The 18,480-nt window shown below is 39.0% G+C and carries 18 protein-coding genes; 11 read left to right on the top strand and 7 right to left on the bottom strand.

Features of this window, described 5'->3' with window-relative positions:
• Window positions 1–44 precede the first annotated feature (44 nt).
• The 4 genes from ftsY to rpoH all read left to right on the top strand — a co-directional run bounded on the left by ftsY (window position 45) and on the right by rpoH (window position 4,466).
• Window positions 45–1,616 (top strand): signal recognition particle-docking protein FtsY, encoded by a 1,572-nt coding sequence (gene ftsY, locus L0B17_RS00875; protein WP_235086955.1) that lies wholly within the window; start codon window positions 45–47, stop codon window positions 1,614–1,616.
• Between the two features lie 6 nt (window positions 1,617–1,622).
• Complete coding sequence (gene ftsE, locus L0B17_RS00870) at window positions 1,623–2,309, top strand: cell division ATP-binding protein FtsE (protein WP_235086953.1); 687 nt, start codon at window positions 1,623–1,625, stop codon at window positions 2,307–2,309.
• Entirely contained in the window at window positions 2,309–3,274 is a 966-nt protein-coding gene (gene ftsX / locus L0B17_RS00865; protein ID WP_235086951.1) for a permease-like cell division protein FtsX, read from the top strand. The genes ftsE and ftsX overlap by 1 nt, the downstream gene beginning before the upstream one ends.
• A 331-nt stretch (window positions 3,275–3,605) precedes the next feature.
• On the top strand, window positions 3,606–4,466 hold the full coding sequence (rpoH, locus tag L0B17_RS00860; RefSeq protein WP_235086949.1) for an RNA polymerase sigma factor RpoH: 861 nt from the start codon (window positions 3,606–3,608) through the stop codon (window positions 4,464–4,466).
• Window positions 4,467–4,649: 183 nt separating this feature from the next.
• Here the strand turns inward: rpoH and L0B17_RS00855 are convergent, their stop codons facing one another.
• Window positions 4,650–5,336, bottom strand: a complete 687-nt coding sequence (locus L0B17_RS00855) for a hypothetical protein (RefSeq protein ID WP_235086947.1) — start codon at window positions 5,334–5,336, stop codon at window positions 4,650–4,652.
• 131 nt (window positions 5,337–5,467) lie between these two features.
• On the opposite strand from L0B17_RS00855, the gene L0B17_RS00850 reads away from it, so the two are divergent.
• Window positions 5,468–6,841: a hypothetical protein gene (locus tag L0B17_RS00850; protein WP_235086946.1), complete on the top strand. Its 1,374-nt coding sequence runs from the start codon at window positions 5,468–5,470 to the stop codon at window positions 6,839–6,841.
• 313 nt (window positions 6,842–7,154) lie between these two features.
• Window positions 7,155–7,823 carry an inovirus Gp2 family protein gene (locus tag L0B17_RS00845; protein WP_235086945.1) on the top strand — a complete coding sequence of 223 codons (669 nt, stop codon included), beginning with the start codon at window positions 7,155–7,157 and terminating at the stop codon, window positions 7,821–7,823.
• Window positions 7,824–7,940: 117 nt separating this feature from the next.
• Here the strand turns inward: L0B17_RS00845 and L0B17_RS00840 are convergent, their stop codons facing one another.
• The 4 genes from L0B17_RS00840 to radC form a co-directional block, all read right to left on the bottom strand.
• Window positions 7,941–8,666 carry a lecithin retinol acyltransferase family protein gene (locus tag L0B17_RS00840; RefSeq protein WP_235086943.1) on the bottom strand — a complete coding sequence of 242 codons (726 nt, stop codon included), beginning with the start codon at window positions 8,664–8,666 and terminating at the stop codon, window positions 7,941–7,943.
• 182 nt (window positions 8,667–8,848) lie between these two features.
• Window positions 8,849–9,409 carry a tyrosine-type recombinase/integrase gene (locus tag L0B17_RS00835; RefSeq protein ID WP_160054406.1) on the bottom strand — a complete coding sequence of 187 codons (561 nt, stop codon included), beginning with the start codon at window positions 9,407–9,409 and terminating at the stop codon, window positions 8,849–8,851.
• A 133-nt stretch (window positions 9,410–9,542) separates the two neighbouring features.
• Window positions 9,543–9,947 carry a DUF2787 domain-containing protein gene (locus L0B17_RS00830; protein ID WP_235086941.1) on the bottom strand — a complete coding sequence of 135 codons (405 nt, stop codon included), beginning with the start codon at window positions 9,945–9,947 and terminating at the stop codon, window positions 9,543–9,545.
• A 166-nt stretch (window positions 9,948–10,113) separates the two neighbouring features.
• A complete protein-coding gene (radC, locus tag L0B17_RS00825; protein ID WP_235086940.1) occupies window positions 10,114–10,590 on the bottom strand; it encodes a RadC family protein in 477 nt (158 codons plus the stop codon).
• A 137-nt stretch (window positions 10,591–10,727) separates the two neighbouring features.
• Here radC and L0B17_RS00820 point away from each other — a divergent pair, with 137 nt between their 5' ends.
• Together L0B17_RS00820 and L0B17_RS00815 are read left to right on the top strand one after the other, a co-directional pair.
• The gene (locus L0B17_RS00820; protein ID WP_235086938.1) at window positions 10,728–10,913 is read left to right on the top strand and encodes an AlpA family transcriptional regulator; all 186 of its coding nucleotides are present in this window, start codon (window positions 10,728–10,730) and stop codon (window positions 10,911–10,913) included.
• A 107-nt stretch (window positions 10,914–11,020) separates the two neighbouring features.
• Window positions 11,021–11,938: a hypothetical protein gene (locus L0B17_RS00815; protein ID WP_235086936.1), complete on the top strand. Its 918-nt coding sequence runs from the start codon at window positions 11,021–11,023 to the stop codon at window positions 11,936–11,938.
• Window position 11,939: 1 nt separating this feature from the next.
• On the opposite strand, the gene L0B17_RS00810 is transcribed toward L0B17_RS00815, so the two are convergent.
• Both L0B17_RS00810 and dcm read right to left on the bottom strand, forming a co-directional pair.
• Window positions 11,940–12,635, bottom strand: a complete 696-nt coding sequence (locus L0B17_RS00810) for an HAD family hydrolase (RefSeq protein WP_235086935.1) — start codon at window positions 12,633–12,635, stop codon at window positions 11,940–11,942.
• A 3-nt stretch (window positions 12,636–12,638) separates the two neighbouring features.
• On the bottom strand, window positions 12,639–13,955 hold the full coding sequence (gene dcm, locus L0B17_RS00805; protein ID WP_443019913.1) for a DNA (cytosine-5-)-methyltransferase: 1,317 nt from the start codon (window positions 13,953–13,955) through the stop codon (window positions 12,639–12,641).
• A 124-nt stretch (window positions 13,956–14,079) separates the two neighbouring features.
• On the opposite strand from dcm, the gene L0B17_RS00800 reads away from it, so the two are divergent.
• The 3 genes from L0B17_RS00800 to L0B17_RS00790 are packed head-to-tail and all read left to right on the top strand — an operon-like array spanning window position 14,080 to window position 18,442.
• Entirely contained in the window at window positions 14,080–15,930 is a 1,851-nt protein-coding gene (locus L0B17_RS00800; RefSeq protein ID WP_235086933.1) for a DEAD/DEAH box helicase, read from the top strand.
• Window positions 15,927–17,519: an ATP-binding protein gene (locus tag L0B17_RS00795; RefSeq protein WP_235086932.1), complete on the top strand. Its 1,593-nt coding sequence runs from the start codon at window positions 15,927–15,929 to the stop codon at window positions 17,517–17,519. Before L0B17_RS00800 ends, L0B17_RS00795 begins: the two co-directional genes overlap by 4 nt.
• Window positions 17,519–18,442, top strand: coding sequence for a hypothetical protein (locus tag L0B17_RS00790; RefSeq protein ID WP_235086931.1), 924 nt, complete (start codon window positions 17,519–17,521; stop codon window positions 18,440–18,442). The genes L0B17_RS00795 and L0B17_RS00790 overlap by 1 nt, the downstream gene beginning before the upstream one ends.
• The last annotated feature ends 38 nt before the right edge of the window (window positions 18,443–18,480 follow it).

The raw sequence follows: 18,480 nt of genomic DNA, 5'->3' as shown, positions 1-18,480 counted from the left end.
TCGCTGTAATTGAACTTATTTTATATTGAGCACTGGTAGTAAACATGGCAAAGAAAGGTTTTTTCTCGTGGTTTCGTAAAGACAAGAACGAGCAAGAGGGGGTTGAAACTTCCAAAGAAGTTGTCCAAGACGTTGCTCAAGATCTTACTCAAAATAACGCTAGTCAAGCGAGTGATGCAAAAATTGCCGCTGACGCTCAGGCAATAGAAGACGCTAGAGTATTAGCAGCCGCTGACGCTCAGGCAATAGAAGACGCTAGAGTATTAGCAGCCGCTGAAGCTCAGGCAGCAGAAGAGGCTAAAGTAATAGCTGCCGCAGAAGCTCAGGCAGTAGAAGAGGCTAGAGTAATAGCCGCCGCTGACGCTCAAGCAGCAGAAGAGGCTAAAGTAATAGCTGCCGCTGAAGCTCAAGCAGCAGAAGAGGCTAAAGTATTAGCTGCCGCTGAAGCTCAGGCAGCAGAAGAGGCTAGAGTATTAGCTGCCGCTGAAGCTCAGGCAGTAGAAGAGGCTAGAGTATTAGTTGCCGCTGAAGCTCAGGCAGCAGAAGAAGCTAAAGTATTAGCTGCCGCTGAAGCTCAGGCTGCAGAAGAAGCTAGAGTATTAGCTGCCGCTGAAGCTCAGGCTGCAGAGGATAGTGCGCAAGGTGTGGTTACCCAAGTTGAACCAGAGCCTCAAGAAAAGCCAAAAAAAGAAGGCATGTTTGCTCGATTAAAACGTGGTTTGATGCGTACCAGTGAAAATATCGGTTCTGGATTCATTGGTCTGTTTAGCGGCAAAAAAATCGATGATGATTTATTTGAAGAGCTTGAAGAACAACTGTTAATCGCCGATGTGGGTGTTGAAACAACTACCAAGTTAATCAAAAGCTTAACTGAGCAAGCATCGCGTAAACAGCTTAAAAATGCAGAAGCGCTGTATGATCTTATGCGTGATGAAATGCACAAAATGTTAGCCCCTGTAGCCGTTCCTTTAGTGCCTGATAATGTCGACGGTCCATTTGTTATCTTAATGGTAGGCGTTAATGGTGTAGGCAAAACAACGACTATAGGCAAATTGGCAAAACAGTATCAAAAACAAGGTAAATCTGTCATGTTAGCCGCTGGTGATACCTTTCGAGCCGCTGCTGTTGAGCAACTACAAGTTTGGGGACAGCGCAATAATATTCCGGTTGTGGCACAGCACACAGGTGCCGACAGTGCTTCCGTTATTTTTGATGCGTTACAAGCTGCTAAAGCGCGTAAAGTCGATGTGCTAATTGCCGATACTGCGGGCCGTTTACAGAATAAAAGCCACTTAATGGAAGAGTTGAAAAAAGTGGTTCGGGTGATGAAAAAACTCGACATCAATGCTCCCCATGAAGTCATGTTAACGTTAGATGCTAGCACGGGACAAAATGCGATTAGTCAGGCGCAGTTATTTCAAGAAGCAGTAGGCGTGACAGGTATTACCTTAAGCAAGTTAGACGGTACTGCAAAGGGTGGCATTATCTTCGCCATAGCAGATAAGTTTAATATTCCGATTCGTCACATTGGTGTTGGCGAACAAATTGATGATTTACGTACTTTTAATGCCAATGATTTTATCGAAGCATTATTTAGTCAAGAAAAGGCAGAATAACAAAACATGATCCAATTTGAGCAGGTCAGTAAAGTCTATCCAGGCGGGCAAAAAGCCTTACTGGATGTTAATTTTCATCTTCGTCAAGGTGAGATGGCTTTTTTAACCGGTCACTCTGGTGCAGGTAAAAGTACCTTGCTTAAATTGATCACTGTTATTGAGCGTGCATCAGCAGGTCGAGTGGCTATCAATGGGCATGACATTGCCAATGTCAGTGCTAAACACGTACCTTATTTGCGTCGTAATATAGGGATGATTTTTCAAAACCATCACCTATTAATGGACAAAAGTGTCTTCGATAATGTGGCATTGCCATTAGTGATTGAAGGCTTTTCCCATGGCGAAATTAAAAAGCGTGTTGCAGGCGCGTTAGATATGGTAGGGCTATATGGCAAAGAGCGACATAGCCCTATTATGTTGTCTGGTGGTGAACAACAAAGGGTGGGTATTGCCCGCGCAATTGTGAATAAGCCACCTATTTTATTAGCCGATGAACCCACAGGTAACTTAGACCCTAAATTGTCTATGGATATTTTAAGGTTATTTGAAACCTTCCATGATGCTGGCACTAGCGTGTTAATTGCCACCCATGATTTAGGGTTAATTGCGCGGATGAAATATCGAACCTTTACCCTTAAACAGGGCAAAATGATTGGCGGTGAGTCGCACTCCAGTTTAGCGGGAGAAGGCTAATGGCTAAACACAATAATATTACTCAAAGCAAACTACCTATGAGTGGCCGAATAGTGATGTTTTTTATTCGTCATGTTCAACAAGGCATGTCGAGCATGGGTGAGTTGTGGCGTAATCCGTTATCTTCAGTGATGACAATGGCAGTACTTGGGGTCAGTTTAAGCTTACCTGCCGCCTTGCAAGTATTAGTTAAAAATGCCGAAAATATCACCCAATCTTGGAATAGCGCTGCAGAGATATCCTTGTTTATTAACGAAGGGCGTAGCGAGCAATCCATTCAAAGTTTAATTTCACGCATTAAAGTGTTTCGAGAAGTCGAGTCGGTTGACTATATTAGCCGTGATCAAGCCTTAGAAGAGTTTCAGCGCTTATCTGGTTTTGGTGAGGCCTTGTCTTACCTCGATGAAAACCCATTACCAGCAGTGGTCACAGTCACACCATCGTTAAAGTATTCAAGCCCAACAGGTGCGCGAGAATTATTACGTAAGCTTGAACGTGAACCTGAGGTTAGTTTTGGCCGTTTAGATATTGAATGGTTAGAGCGTTTACAAGCCATGGTACGTTTGCTTGAGAAAACCGTACTGGCAATCGCGGCATTATTAGTACTGGCTGTGGTATTAGTGATAGGTAATACCATTCGACTGGCTATTATGAATCGTCGTACCGAAATTGAAATTATGAAATTAGTCGGCGCCACAGAAGCCTTTATTCAGCGACCATTTTTGTACACTGGTATATGGTACGGGGTCATTGGTGGGCTATTGGCATGGATCATTATTAATTTATTAGTTTGGTATTTAGATGGCGCATTAGCAGACTTAATGGGGCTATATGGTAGTCAACTAAGTTTAGAGTCACTGACTTTTGCCGAATTAGGTCAGCTGGTTTTACTGGCTTCATTTTTAGGCTGGTTAGGCTCTTACTTATCTGTGCGTCAACATTTGCGTAAAATCGAACCGTCATAAACCGTCGGTAGTTAATTGCCTATGGCAAGTAACTTGATTCAAAAGAGTTCCATCGTAAATAGAGTGGTAACAGTTAATTAATATAAACACAGATATCAGGCGCTAACAGAATTTACCGATTAAGTTAATCTATGTAAAATGAGTAAATGAAGCTTAGTTTACTTGCAAAGTAGTGTATTAACGGGTTAAATAACCGCTCGGATGAACTTTATTTGACATAAGATGTCTTAAAAATAGAAAGTTCATTCGCCAATATCTTGTGAGTTTTTAATTTATCTCATTGTATTCAAAGATTTTGTAGCATGGTTTTATTAAAGCAGTAGGAGAGCGAATGACTAATCAAACGCAATCAATGGCGCTAGCGTTACCCCAAAGCAGTGGTAGCATAGAAGCTTATATTCGGTCAGTATCTAAAATTGAAATGTTAGATGCTAATACTGAGTTTGATCTCGCCAAGCGTTTACAAGAAACTGGCGATCTTCAAGCGGCGAAACAACTTATTATGTCGCATCTTCGTTTTGTTGCACACATAGCTAAAGGCTATTCTGGTTATGGGCTGCCACAAGCGGATTTAATTCAAGAAGGCAATGTCGGTTTGATGAAAGCGGTAAAACGTTTTGATCCTGATGTTGGCGTTCGTCTAGTATCATTTGCAGTGCATTGGATTAAAGCTGAAATTCATGAATACGTGCTCAAAAACTGGCGTATTGTGAAAGTTGCAACAACCAAAGCCCAACGCAAACTATTTTTCAATATTCGCAAATCTAAAAAACGCTTAGGCTGGTTCAGCGATGACGAAGTGTCAATGGTGGCCGAAAATTTAGGTGTGTCTAAGTCGGACGTGACCGAGATGGAGTCTCGTATGGCGGCTCAGGATCCTGCATTTGATTTGATTAATGACAGTGACGATGACACAACCGATTATGCACCCGCATTGTACTTGCAAGATCACGCCTCAGACATCGCCCAAAACATTGAAGATGATAACTGGGAGTCAGACTCGCAGGACCGTTTATTATCAGCGATTAAAACCTTGGACGAGCGTAGCCAGCATATTCTGCGTTCTCGCTGGTTAGATGATGATAAGACCACGCTACAAGAGCTAGCAAATACTTATCAAGTGTCTGCTGAACGTATAAGACAGTTAGAAAAAAATGCCATGAATAAGCTTAAAAGCTGTATGGATATCTAATATTTATCAAGCTTAATAAAAAACCTGCCGCGGCAGGTTTTTTTGTTCTAATAGCTTATCGTTTTAACATTATTCCACATTTTGGATCTGAATGTTGTAATTTTAAAAAATATGATATAAAACATGAATTTATTTTTTGTTTTTATTGTGTTGTTGATTGTTACTCGCCAAATTACCCACCGTTTAGGTTTGCTTTATATTTATTGAAATTGCATTTAGATAGCGGTCTTGAAGTTCACATATTGCTTTAATATCATACTCATTATTATGTATTGCGCGTTGTTGAATAGTTTCAAAGAAGTAGCTTAGTGTTTCTTGAACTTTTTCTAATGAATTATTCACTCTATCTAGTTCGCAAGTTAGCTCATTGATCCGTAGTTGTTTTTTATGTGATTCTAGAGTTAAATCACTTATTTTTTTGTATTCTTGAATGTTTTTTCTTCTTTCATTATCTATATGCTTCTGTTCCTGAATCTTCATTAGATCTTGTATTGTCCCTTCGAGAACTATTTCTATGAATTGGCTTCTAGAAAGTTCATGCTTTTTGCATTCGGTATCTAGATGCTTTAGTAAACTAGGTTCTAATGTTACATTCAGCATTTTTTTTCTATTTTTGCCTTTTCTTGTTTGGCGAGTCCGATAAGCTTTTTTCATTTTATCTGCAAAAGTTTGCCAGTTTTTGCAGTGTGTTGGTACTCCTGATTTAAGTAAGTAATCAATAATTTGAGTAACATTGGTAAGGTTATAATTAGATTCATTATAACCTTGCTTTCTTATGTATTTCTTTAGCCACTCGACTTCGTTTGGTGTATCTGAATTTAGAAAATAAAATAGAGATCCGAAGTCCTGATGAAGTAAATTATTTTCCATAATCTTATGTGATATCGTCTAGTAATTTTGATACTTTACAAAATTACTAGTAGAATTACTAGTGTCTTAAAAGTGTGTAAGGTGCATTTTTATAGGGTTTTAGAGTGTTATACGTGCTGAATTAGGGATGAATGTTGAAAAATTTACTTGATAGCATGACGGGCGCTACGCCTAGTACGCGTTTTGTTTTATTGCGATGGTACATTTGCTATGGTGCACAAGTCATAGTACCAAAACAAAATCAGAGTTGGCTCCAGATAGGGGTATCTAAAACAACTTTTAATCGCTCACTAACCTATCTTGTGAATGAAGGGTATATTAATAGCCTAAAGCCATCACACCTTTATAACTCAAGTTCAGCCCCCACTTATCGTCTTTCACAGGCAACTGTAAACCTGCAATTGGCTAGCCAAATAAATTCAGAGGTCTTGGGACTTTTTGAGGCTTGGCTAGTGAAACCATTGCAATTGAACGAATCTCTTAATACACGAATATTGGTACTGGCTAGTATTTTACTCCAAGAACCATATATTGATTTAACTAGACATTTATCAGTGCTCAAAGTGCTTACGGGTATGGATACTAATTCTATTAAGAAAAATGCCTCTAAAGCCCTGAAGCTGTCAGGTGTTTTTGCTCTAAGACCTTATCGTGGTTGTGGTTTGTTTGCGAAAAGTCCATTTATTTACTGTATCAATCAATTTAATGGAAATATTCAAGTTACTCATATAGGTTTACCATTACCACCACCATTATCCTTTGAAAACCAGTTGTTCTCTCCAGATATGTACAGTTCTGCTAACTTATTCATGCTGTTAACAAGTAACTCTAAAAATGTCAAAAAGGCATTTGATGGCGGACGGATTGAGCCTGATTTATGTTCGATGAGTGCTTTTTGTCATGCAGCTATAAATCATCACACTTTAAGACCTCACTTAATTTCTTTGTTTCACTTTATCATTAGGTTATTTACAGGCCCACATTACAAAGATCAGCCCAAGTCAGCAAAGGAGATTGTCGAATTTCTGAAATTATATCTTCCAGTTAAATCTCACAATGGAGAGTCGTCTATCTTGGACGACAAGGAGCCCACTTCTTTTGAGGCCTTTAATAAATGGGCAACGAATAAAGCAAATTTAGCTGTTGTGGACGAATTCTATACACGGCTAGCTCGCAATATATCCTATCAACTTATTGAGATCATTGCTCAACTTGCATTTTTTAAGAAGGAATATAACTCAACAATTATTGATATAGTTTATTGCCCTACTAAATACCTAATAGCGCAAAAGAGATTAAGCAACATTGACACTAATTTAGATATTCAGGATAAAGACAAATCTAGTAAAGTAAACGAGACTGGTGGCTTTTATGTCAGCAACGCTATCTTCGAAATAGCTAGTCAGTCTAGCCAATCTCTCCCTCGTTTAGCTCTTGTTGTTGATAATGAACTAATCGATAACGATTCATTAGTACTGGGTGATAAAAAGAATTCGTTTCAATAAAGTTACTTGAGATCTGATATTTCATTTTCTAATTCGAGTAAAAGTACCCGTGTCGACTAGATATCGTATAATTCTTTCCTAGTTTAATTGTCGAGTAACGTAACCCCATAGATCCCTTGTCTTGAATGCTCAAATGTCCAAGCATGCCTTGTGTTTAAGGGACTAGGTTTGTCGGTTTGTTAATACTATTGTCTTATCTAGTTACATAGTGTTCTAGACCGTACGTTCTGAAGAATATGTAAAGAGGCCGAGCAGGTTGAAAAATACTCGAACCATATAAGTTATGAATCAATAACCTATATGGAATTTCAAAATGCAAACACGTCACATCTCTAACACTAACCTTAGTGTCATCAATAATGGTCAATATCAAGGCCTCAATGTTTATCCAAAGCCACTAAGCGCTGAATACTTAAGCGTTATTCTACAGACCTTACAGACTGCTCAGAATGATCACTCTCGTACTTTTATGGTGCGGTTTGATTTGCATCTACCACAGCTTAATTTTCACGACTCACCAACGGTTTATGATTCAACAGTGATCAGCAAGTTCTTTAAATCTCTGAACGCTAAAATCCAACATGATAGGCTTATCAAGCAACGTGAGGGTAAGCGGGTGCATCGTTGTACTCTGCGTCATATTTGGGCAAGGGAGCGAGCTGATGCTGATACGGACCATTACCATGTGGCTATCTTGCTTAATAACGATGCTTATAATCATCTAGGTGATTTCAATCATAGTGGGCAAAACTTGAGTACCAAGATAGTTGAAGCCTGGGCCAGTGCGTTAGGCCTAGATGCATACAATGCCAGAGGTTTAGTACACTTCCCCAGGGATAAGCCCGTTTACTATATTAATAAGAATGCACTGGATTACCCGCTGATATTTAATGCCGCCTTTTATCGATTGAGTTATTTTGCCAAGTTAGAGACTAAGCATTATGGTGATAGGACTCGTTCATTTGGTTATAGTCGTATATAAGGCATTGGTAACTGAGTACAGAGCTCAATATTTCAAGTTATTGAGTCAGAAGTAAAAGAAACCAAATAGAGAGAAAGTGGCCTTATAGCCACTTTCTCTCTTAATGTTATATAGACATTAATCCCATAACCAATGCCAGGCATCTGATACTAATTCGACACCAGCTTTAGCTCCTGTCACAGTGACGACAACAGGGGTAAATATCAACGCTGTGGTACCCGTTTCTATCGCACCAGTGACTAGTTTAATACCTGCGTTCGACAGCTCACCTTTAGTTAGACAATCATAACTATCTTCTAGTGTTCGAGTTGTACCAGTGAATAAACATTCCAATGGCTTACCCACAAGGTCACCAGGCGTACCCAATACCGTATTGATGTTATCGGGTAGACCTATGTATTCACCAGTCATCTTAGCTGCAGTAGAGGCTAAAGTGACGTTTGCTATCGTACCTTTAGCCACCTTTGATGCTGCTCTGCCTAGTAATCCTGACCTTGCAGCAGTTTGAATGGCAAGATGCGAGACATTACTTACTTGATTGGATGTTCTTTGTTCATCTAAGCATTCATTGACGAATTGTTCACAATTATTAGTGACTAGATTATATGAAGTACACCCTAGTTTACTTAGCGCATATTCGATTGCTAAATCTGGAAAATAAGTCGATTTCTTCACCCAGATAGAGTTGCCATTGGAGAAGGACCCAATGTCTATCTCTTCTATGGTGCCGCTCTTGGCTAGGTGGATAATTCTATGGTTACCAATATAGAGACCATGGTGCTTTGTTAACCCAAGGGTATCGAGATTAGTGACAAGGTGATCGCCAGGTTGAAATGAGTTCATATGCTTTCCTTAATCAAAAGTTTAATGAGCTAATAGCAATAACCGCATGTAGTACAAGTGAAGTTATTAATCAGTTTTAGAGGGGAGATATTAGGCTTCAGTCACATGAGGCAGAGCTATTAGCTGTAAGGTTTTTGTCAGTGATGTGAGTTAATGGTTAGTGTGGTTGTAATAACAAATATTTAAATTTCCAGTTCAACAAAATCCTTATCAACATCATCCTGAGTAATGCCGATATACCGCAGTGTTACTCCCTCAGAGCTATGTCTTAGCATCTTCATTACACGACCAATATCTTTAGTGTTTTGGTAAAGATGGTAGCCTCTAGTCTTTCTCATTGAGTGTGTGCCAAGCGCTAGCTTTAGTTCTTCACCTACTAACGCAAATGCTTTGGTAACAGCACGTCGAGTGAGTGGCCTAGGTTTAATATTTTTAGACTGTTGATTACGGAAGGACTGAAAGAGGTAGATATGTTGTGGGTATTCAGCCCTGACATCTTGAATATGCATTAACACCTTGTGGTTGAGCTTGATGTTAGCTTGCTTGCCTGTCTTCATTTCTTTGACAATGAGGCGTTCTCCTTGGATATCATCAAATTGGATAGCCAATAAATCAGAAATCCGTAGCGCAAGATTAAGGCCGATATTCCAAATATCGGCCATTTGCTTACTACAGCGCATTTCTAATAAATGGCCAATGAGTTGAATGGTTTCATGCTTTTTGATTGCTTGTACTTCCGCCATGTTCAAGTTCCTTATTTGGGCTATAAAGACGATTTGAGTACTTCAAAAGGTAATATTGCTTACACCCCTTGATATTGCTGGGTTCCCAAGTTCCCGTTTTACCAATATGGGAACTTGGATTTGAATCTGATATTTAACCCAATGCGACTTGAACTTGGTAAACATCCATATGGTGATAACTGATGAAATTGTCGCTAAATAGCTCAATGAGCTCTTCACCCTCATCATGGTTTATCCACCCACCAAGTGAGCTATAGACCTGCTTGCTGTTAAAGCAGATATCAATGTCCTTAATTAATTCATAACCGTGAAAGGCAAAATCAGTCACATAGACTAAACGCCAACGATCAAATTGCTTTTCAAGCCTTACCTCAACAGGATGAAATCCACCTCGTTCAGGTGAATAGTCAGGATCACGAAAATATAAGGTGATTGCATTTGCATCTTTTGGACTGGTGTTCAGCAGTTCTTGGGTCAGCAATTGATAGAACGGTATCGGCATTGCTGGTCTTTGATTGGTATCAATTGAAATCGTCATATGAGTTCCTTAAATAACACACACGGCACAGCAAAGGATTAAGGGCATGCGCTCTTAATCCTTTGTTTGCTGGTGGCGGGTAAGTTGTGGGAGTAGAAAAGATATAGATGTGTTTGCTAATGACGTGTTATCAGCGGTCGTTAGCACAGGGAGCGCAAGGCAATGGCTATATTAATCCTCGCTCGGCAAAAGACACTGGAGTCGTGCCCACTACGATGTGATCCAATACTCTGACATCGATAAGCGCTAAAGCATCAGTCAGCTTCTTTGTTATCTGTTTGTCTGCCTGTGAGGGTTCTGGCTCACCTGAGGGATGATTATGAGCAAAGATAACTGCAGCAGCATTAACTTCAAGTACAGCCTTCACCACTTCCCTAGGGTATACGCTAGCAGCATCAATCGTGCCGAAAAACAGCTCACGAAATTCAATTAGCTGGTGTTGTGCATTCAGCATCATTACGCCAAAGACCTCTCTTTCATAACCGCCTAGCTTATATGTCAGAAAGTCTTTTGTTGTCTGTGGATTGGTGTATGCGTCTTGATAGTTGAGCTTTTCTGCAATGATATTTGCAGCGCTCTGAAGTATCTCTAAAGAGGTTTTTGGCCAAGCTTCACTCGAGTTTGTATTTGATTTTTTGTGCATAACGAGATTCCTTTGATGAGTTAGTTTGCTTATGCACATAGGTGATATATACCTGAAATCCGTTCGAGAACGATGATCTGCAAAGTTAAAATTTACCAGAGTTCCCCATGTTGTGAATCAAATATGAGGAATTCACAATGAGACTAATTAAACTGAAAGAAGTGATGGATTGCACTGGGCTAGGGCGTTCGACTATTTATAACTACATTGCAGATAAAACCTTTCCAAAACCGGTAAGCCTTGGTTTAAGAGCGGTAGCCTGGGTAGATAGTGAAGTACAAGATTGGATTTTAGAAAGGATAGAAGCAAGGGATGATGATTAGGTACCTATGTGAGTCTGATAAAAAAAACTAAACTTACATTCTGTTGCTCTAGATTTAGTTATGTTGTAATTTTAAGAAGAATGGATATTTTTTATTAAAGGATTTATATGCAGTTAACTACGTTTAGAGCTGTTGAATTGGGCTTCGTTTTAGATGAACATCAAAACATAATAAATCCTAAACCGTACATGAATAAATCTAGCTTTGACGTAGAGGTCAAGGAGATTATCTACAAAGATGACAACGATAAGGTAAAGAGAAGGCCATCGATAGATAATCTTAAACCTCAGAACTCTGCATACCTTATATCGAAGCAGTATATTCGTGTCCCAGAGGGATATATTGCCTATGTTTTTTTAAAGAATAGAATGTCACAAAGAGGTCTGCTTGCTCTTAATACCGGTATCATAGATCAAAATTATTATGGGCCAGTATCTACACTTATTCTTAACTTATCTAATCAAGTTACTGAAATTCCTAATCCTGATTCTCCCCATGACTTGTCATTTTTCCGTATCGTCTTCCATAAAATAGATGACACACCCGATGCTTTAACTAATCTCAAATTCCCAACAAAAAAGCATGAATATGAAGATTATATAAGCCATCGGATACAGGAGTTAGCATTTCTTCCTAAGACCTTCTTAAATACTAATGAAATTGAAGAACGAGTAAAGAAGGCCGTTACTGATAAAATTAAAGAGTATAGCTTAGGAAGACTTTTGATTTATGTAGCTATTGTAGGTTTTTTATTTAGTCTTCTTTCTATGGGAAGGGATTGGTTTTTTACTTGGAACTTTGATTTGAAGAGGTTTTCAGAGCAGACAACAGAAAATAAATATAAAACTGATTCGTTAGGTAAGGAACTTGAACTTTTGAGGCGTGAAATTGAAGGGCTAAAAAGCAATAAAACTCCTTTAGCCACTTATCAACTTAATGCCCAGCCAGCAACTAAACAAAATATGCAGGCGTCACCTGACCAAGTAAAAGCTATTCAAATAGACGAGGAAGGAAACTATCAGTAAATCAACTGCTATAAAGTAAGTCTATCACTTTATATAAATCAGGAGTTTCCTGTTCAACAACAATATTGCAAACAGCCTTTAGTTCGCTTTGAGCATTAAAGGCTATTGACGTACCACAAGCTTTTGCTAGGTATACATCATTTTTTCCATCTCCAATAAATGCGCACTCATCCAACGCAACATTATATTCTTGTGCTAGATGTTGCATAAAAATCAACTTTCCCTCTTCATCAGTTGGCAAAAGGTTAAAATGTTTTACTTTGCCATCACTATCAAAAAAATACTCGCAAGCGCTATAAGCATGATCTATTTTAAGCTCAACTTGGGCAATATTTGCTAACTCTTTAAAACCTCCAGAAATAAGGACTGTTACAATACCTTGATTTTTTAGGTAATCGATTAACTCGTATGCACCTTGATGAAACTCTGCTGTTTGAATAACTTGATCCAGATGGTTTTTTCGCATTCCATGTTTCATCTGAATCCTTATCGTGTCCATCATCCAAGATGTGTAGCTAGAATAGTAACCATTAAGCCATTTATCTTTACTATCTTCTTCCTCTAAGTAGCATTCGTTGCTAATAATTTTTGCTAATACGGTCCATGCGCTTGGCGCTACTTTTCCATTATCGAAATGGCTATTTTTTTTGAGTAAGGTTCCTTCCATGTCAAAAAAGAACATTTTTAGAGGCTTCATAATTTAACCCGCTTTAGTTTGTGGGGTATTTTGACTTAAACTTTCAGCGGTAGATAAAGCATTTACCATTTGTTCAGCCACTGCCTCAATCACTTTCATACATACTGAGTTCCCGAACTGCTGATAAACTTGGTTTTGGGATACTGCATCAACTTTAAAGCTCTCTGGAAACCCTTGAAGCCTAGCGCATTCGCGTGGTGTTAACATCCGAGGGTTTTTGTTTAAGTGGCTTTGGTCTAAAAGGATTTCAGAGCCATCTTTATAGTATCGTGCACTAATGGTGTTAGTGTACTCACTAGACCCACTGACTAATGAGTAACCAAAACCATTTCCTTTTGTTTTGTGTCCAGCTTTGCGTTTTTGGTGACCCTCCCAGAGTTTCTCTGAAATAGTAAAACGGTCTTTTCCATATTTTTCTTGATCAGTTTTTAGTTCTAGTTCGGTTTGAAGTATCTCTCCAACACATGTAGGGGTCTTTGGTGGCTCTGGCCAACAAAATGCTTTATCAAAATCAACATTTGGAAACTGGTTCTTATCAAAACCGATTATGAATACTCGCTCTCTGTTTTGTGGCACACCAAAATCACCTGCCCTTAATACACGAACATCCACCCAGTAATTCAACTTATCAGCTAGAGCATTACGTGCTTCTTCGCTCATCGGAATATCTTCTGGAATGTCTTGTTCATTTTGACCTTGTAAGATATCTAGGATCATTTTGAGCGTGCGACCTTTGTCATGTCCTCTAAGTTGCTTCACATTTTCAAGTAAAAAAGCTTTTGGTCTTTTTTCTGTCAAAATACGCTGAACTTCGAAGAACATCGTTCCACGAGTATCGCTAAATCCTTGTCTTAAACCTGCTTGAGAAAATGCCTGGCATGGGAAACCGCCAAGAAGAATCTCATGATCTGGAATATCCTTAGCTGCAATTTTAGTGATATCTCCATTTGGCATTTCACCGTAATTAGCTAGATAGGTTCTTTGTGCAAACTTATCCCACTCAGAAGTGAATACACAGTGACCACCTAGTTGCTGGAAAGGATAGCGGATTCCCCCGATGCCAGCAAAAAGGTCAATAAAGCGAAAGTCAGCGTCTTCAATTTTTCCTTGTTTTAAGGGGGCGTTATCATAGAAACTTTGCATTTCTTTTTCGAGATCTACAATTTTCCCCCATTTTAGTGGCGAAGGTTTATGCTCTCCGGCTTCCCAGCCTCGAACTGTCCGTTCACCGTCTTTTCCTAAACCTATCAAATTTGCTAGTTCACGTTGACCTAATGCGAGATTATTTCGTAACTCTTTGATATAGTTTGATGTGTTCAATGTTAGCACCATATTACTTGTAATGTATCCGGTTTTAGACCTGGCAATTAAAGCACTGTATATTCATACATGTTTAAATGCAAGGTTTATCCGGTTTTTAACCTGGCATTTATAGGGATTGTAAATGAGCTACAAGATCAATGAAGGCATAATTGAAGAAAAAGGTAAGGTGGTAGCTCCAGAGGCTGTATTTAGACTTGGAAGATTCTCTGCTTTATCTGATGGAATCGATACCGAATTTGTTATTTCGAAACGTCCTGCTCAAATACAATTTGTGTTTGAGCTTGCGCCTATACCTAATTTTACTCTACATTTTAGAGACCGACCTTTGGATGTGAAGCAAACTAATGCTTTAGTAAAGTATGGCTACTTTATTCCAGACGAAGGCCGAGTTTGTTTTGTTAGCTCAAGGATAAATGAATGCTTGGAAGCTGCATTCGGTGATTTATCTTTATCTAAACTAATTAAACTTCTTCGCACCCTTTTTCAAGAGGGGCTAATTATTGAAATTCCTTCTGATCTTATTGAGCAACTAAGAACTAATCAACAAAAAGAATCTCACCACAAAAAACTGTTTGTTCAATCACTTTATCCATACCAAGAAGCTGGTGTTAATTGGCTCAGTTTTTGTGCCGAAAATGCAGTGGGTACAATTTTAGCAGACGATATGGGGCTAGGGAAAACAGCCCAAGTCATTGCTTTATGTTGCGATGTGTTAGAAAAGAACCCTAAAAGTAAAATTCTTATTGTTGTTCCAAATCCTCTTATCGATAACTGGGTTCGGGAATTTAGGTTTTTTGCACCTAGTATTACTCCATATCTTCATTACGGTAATCAAAGGAGAGGTGTCGTTTCTGCATTCGATAATTACAACGTGATTATTACGCCATACAGCACTATGTCTTCTGACATTACTATGTTTGAAGAAATATACTTCGACCTTGCATTGTTTGATGAAGCTAGCATGTTAAAGAATCCTAAATCAGGTCGTTCACTTTCAGCTAGGCGTCTAGACGTCGGTGTTATTGTTGCAATGTCGGGAACTCCTGTTGAAAACAGTCTGATGGATGCATGGGCATTGTCTGACTTAGTGTTCACTGGTTTCCTTGGAACTGAAAAAGATTTCAAAAGTACCTATGTTGATTCAAATATAGCTGACACGTTAAATAAAAATTTGGATGAACTCGAAAATAGTCTTCGACAAATTACATTACGGCGAATGAAAAAAGATGTCTTAAAACAATTGCCTGAAAGGTTAGATATCCATACTGCAGTATCGCTTAGCGAAAAAGAAACTATCGGCTATGACTTGATCATTGATGAAATGAAAAATGATGCAGCTAATGGTGCTGGTGGGATTCTGCCTTTGATTAATAAGCTGCAGCAGTTTACCGCTCATCCAGCTTTGCTTGATTCATCGATTAGCCGTGATGTGAGATCGCTCAAGGCCAATAGTGCAAAATTTGAATTGTTAATTCTTCAACTCGACAAAATTGCTAATGCTAAAGGTAAAGTGATCATCTTTGCGACATTCCATAAGGCGATTGATTTAATCCAAGATGCTATCAAAGAAAGATATAAAGTTTCACCTGGCATTATTGATGGAAGAACGCCTAATGAAGAGCGACAACCCTTAATCGACGACTTCTCTGCATCGGATGGTTTCGACGTATTACTTTTACATCCTAAAACAGCTGGAATGGGATTCAATATTACGGCCGCAACAAATGTGATCCATTACAGTCGGCAGTGGAATCCGGCCCTTGAAGAACAAGCCACTGCTAGGGCGTGGAGAAATGGCCAAGAGCAAGTTGTAGATGTCTACTACATGTTCTATGCCAATACCATAGAAGAAAAAATTGATGAGCGTCTTCGTTTAAAGCAGCAGCTTAGTGAACGAGTCGTTTCAGTTACTGATGATAAAGAAACAGACAAGCAAATCATGCTTGCATATTTGGAAGCGTTAGAATCATGAATCAAAAGATAGATTTGCCAGAGGAAGATGACTTTCGTCCATCAGCGGCTAGATTGGTCGAGAGCCTCCGAGATACCGGTTATACAAAAGAAGCTGCATTTGCAGACATCATTGATAATTCAATTGCAGCAAACGCTACCAAAGTAGAAGTTGAGCTTCAGTATTTGATGGGGGAATTTAGGGTAATAATCACTGATAATGGGGATGGCATGTCTCAACAACAGTTGAAAAGTGCTATGCGCTATGGCTCTCCAAGACGAACTAACCCTAAGTCTTTAGGCAAATTTGGAATGGGGCTTAAAACAGCATCAACAGCATTTTGCCGTCGCCTAGTAGTGTTGACTCATCAAGATGGACGTAATGAAGGCCGCGCTTGGGATATAGATAAAATTATTACGTCTGATCGCTGGGAGCTTGAAACCCCTGACCCTAGCCTGTATTACGATGATTATGATGCGCTAACTGATTTTAAAGAGCCCAATGGAACGATGATTATTTGGGAGAATATCGATCGTTTAGTCAAAATGGGCAGTGATAAACAAATGCGAGAAGAGATAAAGTCTCTAGGTAAAGAACTATCTTCAGAGCTTAGCGCAGTATTCTTTAAATTTTTAAATTCTGGAGACGTTACTATTTCAATGAAGGTCGTGGATGCACCAGTATTTAACTTAAAAGGTTGGGATCCACTATGTTCTGAATTAAACAACTCAACTAAAGGGGTTCGTTCTCGGGTGTTAAGGGAGAAAACGGTTCCAATTGAGGTAGCAAATAAAATTTTATCTTTTACTGTGAAAGGCGCCATTATCCCGTCTCAGAATGAACTTGATTCTAGCGAAAGAGACTATGCGAGATATAGCCTTGATAATCAAGGGCTTTACATCTATCGGGAGGGCCGCTTGATATGGCATGATGGCTGGCCGCATCGAATGTATAAGAAGGAAAGTAAGATAACTCGGCTTCGAGTAGAACTAAATTTTAGCCATGAGCTTGATGATGTTTTTAATATCGATTTTAGAAAGAGTAGAGTTATTATTCCTATTGAAATTCGAGATGAATTAAAACGATTAATTTCTCCATGGAGACAGGAGCTCCTTAAAGACCAAGTTCGTTTAATCTCAGCGTCAACAAACCGTGTTCACGGACCCGCAGACAAGGCGATTGATAAACATAAAAAGAGCACTAAAAATTCGGATATTAAGGTTGATGGTGACATTGTTACTATTCGCAATCAGAATCAAATGGAACCTACTGTCATTGAGGGTATCCGAGTCTATGATGATAGAACCGTTCGAGTTCATGAGGAAGAATCTTTAATTGGTGGTGACTTATGGGAACCTTCATGTGATGAGGAAGGTAATACATGTGTAACGCTAGGTAAGTCACATCCATATTTTCATAAAATGTATAACGTCTGTAAGGATAATGTTGAAGCTATGAAAGCTCTTGATATGCTTCTATGGAGCTTGTCAAATGCAGAGCACGGTGAGTTCTCAGAAACCAATCAACATACCTTAAAGGGGTTTAGACAAAAAGTAAGCCAAACATTGCGTTACCTGAGTATAGAACTGCCAGATGCAGAGGAAGATTAATGAGTTATCAATACGATCTATCTGATTTTAAACGTTATTTGAATGAAAAGAGTTCTAAGTATCGAGTTGATGGGCTGATTTTTTGGCAGAATCGAATCCCTCTGCCAATTGATTTGTTTAACCGTATTTTTAACGAGTCTGATCAAATAGTGACAGATTATGTTTATCACGTCGCGGCAAGTTCAATCGTATTTCTCGAGTATGCATCTTTCGAAGACACTTTAGGTATTGAGGTTAAAAATCTTCCTAATGGAGATTTAAAAAAACAGGTTTCAGTGTTAGAAGAGTGGCTTAAAAATCACTTAACAAGAAATTCGGCCACCAGCCGTATGACCTATGAAATTGCAGATATTTTGGGGCTTGATAATTTTGAGTTCTCTAGTGATAAAGTTGCAGAGGCGCTTCAGCATCAAGGTAAAAAATATGCTCGAATTTTTATGCCGCGTGAAGTAAGAAAGGAGTTTGATATCATTTCCGGCAGCGAAGATGTTGGTCAAGACAATACCGATATGTTTGGTAATGTCATTTCTGATCGTTACAACATCTATCGAGCAGGTTTTAGTGATGCATTGGCTATTATATTTAATGCGCTATTAGAGTTTCGTATCTTGTGCTCAGGGCGTGGAGAGCATTTGCAAAAAATCCGTATTGTTGCGCCTATGATTGAGAATATAGATATTCGTATTGGTAAAACGTCAGATGGATCGCTCTGGGAGCCTGGTTATGAAGATGACCATTACATAACATTAAATAATGAACATCCTTTACTTAGGCATCTATCCGAAGTTGAGTCTAAACCATTGGCTGAGTTCTTATTCTTTTTAGGCGAGTTTGAGAATGGACAGTTTTCTGAAACAAATAAGAAGCTAATAGAAAATCTTCGTCAAACCGTTTCTCGCAGCTTATGGATTAAGCACGATTAATCGGCCCCTCATTTAACAGTTACACTTTATATCAAGGC

Source organism: Shewanella sp. OMA3-2 (assembly GCF_021513195.1).
Taxonomy (GTDB): Bacteria; Pseudomonadota; Gammaproteobacteria; order Enterobacterales; family Shewanellaceae; genus Shewanella.
The sequence above is the reverse complement of the archived record's forward strand: the minus strand, read 5'-3'. Positions and strand labels throughout refer to the sequence as shown.

Bases quoted from the DNA above. Each gene is read 5' to 3' on its own strand.
- L0B17_RS00855 (WP_235086947.1), bottom strand. From the start codon at position 5,336: ATGGAAAATAATTTACTTCATCAGGACTTCGGATCTCTATTTTATTTT.
- L0B17_RS00810 (WP_235086935.1), bottom strand. From the start codon at position 12,635: ATGAAGCCTCTAAAAATGTTCTTTTTTGACATGGAAGGAACCTTACTC.
- L0B17_RS00845 (WP_235086945.1), top strand. From the start codon at position 7,155: ATGCAAACACGTCACATCTCTAACACTAACCTTAGTGTCATCAATAAT.
- L0B17_RS00790 (WP_235086931.1), top strand. From the start codon at position 17,519: ATGAGTTATCAATACGATCTATCTGATTTTAAACGTTATTTGAATGAA.
- L0B17_RS00820 (WP_235086938.1), top strand. From the start codon at position 10,728: ATGAGACTAATTAAACTGAAAGAAGTGATGGATTGCACTGGGCTAGGG.
- L0B17_RS00840 (WP_235086943.1), bottom strand. From the start codon at position 8,666: ATGAACTCATTTCAACCTGGCGATCACCTTGTCACTAATCTCGATACC.
- ftsE (WP_235086953.1), top strand. From the start codon at position 1,623: ATGATCCAATTTGAGCAGGTCAGTAAAGTCTATCCAGGCGGGCAAAAA.
- L0B17_RS00815 (WP_235086936.1), top strand. From the start codon at position 11,021: ATGCAGTTAACTACGTTTAGAGCTGTTGAATTGGGCTTCGTTTTAGAT.
- L0B17_RS00830 (WP_235086941.1), bottom strand. From the start codon at position 9,947: ATGACGATTTCAATTGATACCAATCAAAGACCAGCAATGCCGATACCG.
- L0B17_RS00795 (WP_235086932.1), top strand. From the start codon at position 15,927: ATGAATCAAAAGATAGATTTGCCAGAGGAAGATGACTTTCGTCCATCA.
- L0B17_RS00835 (WP_160054406.1), bottom strand. From the start codon at position 9,409: ATGGCGGAAGTACAAGCAATCAAAAAGCATGAAACCATTCAACTCATT.
- L0B17_RS00800 (WP_235086933.1), top strand. From the start codon at position 14,080: ATGAGCTACAAGATCAATGAAGGCATAATTGAAGAAAAAGGTAAGGTG.
- L0B17_RS00850 (WP_235086946.1), top strand. From the start codon at position 5,468: ATGTTGAAAAATTTACTTGATAGCATGACGGGCGCTACGCCTAGTACG.
- ftsY (WP_235086955.1), top strand. From the start codon at position 45: ATGGCAAAGAAAGGTTTTTTCTCGTGGTTTCGTAAAGACAAGAACGAG.
- radC (WP_235086940.1), bottom strand. From the start codon at position 10,590: ATGCACAAAAAATCAAATACAAACTCGAGTGAAGCTTGGCCAAAAACC.
- ftsX (WP_235086951.1), top strand. From the start codon at position 2,309: ATGGCTAAACACAATAATATTACTCAAAGCAAACTACCTATGAGTGGC.
- rpoH (WP_235086949.1), top strand. From the start codon at position 3,606: ATGACTAATCAAACGCAATCAATGGCGCTAGCGTTACCCCAAAGCAGT.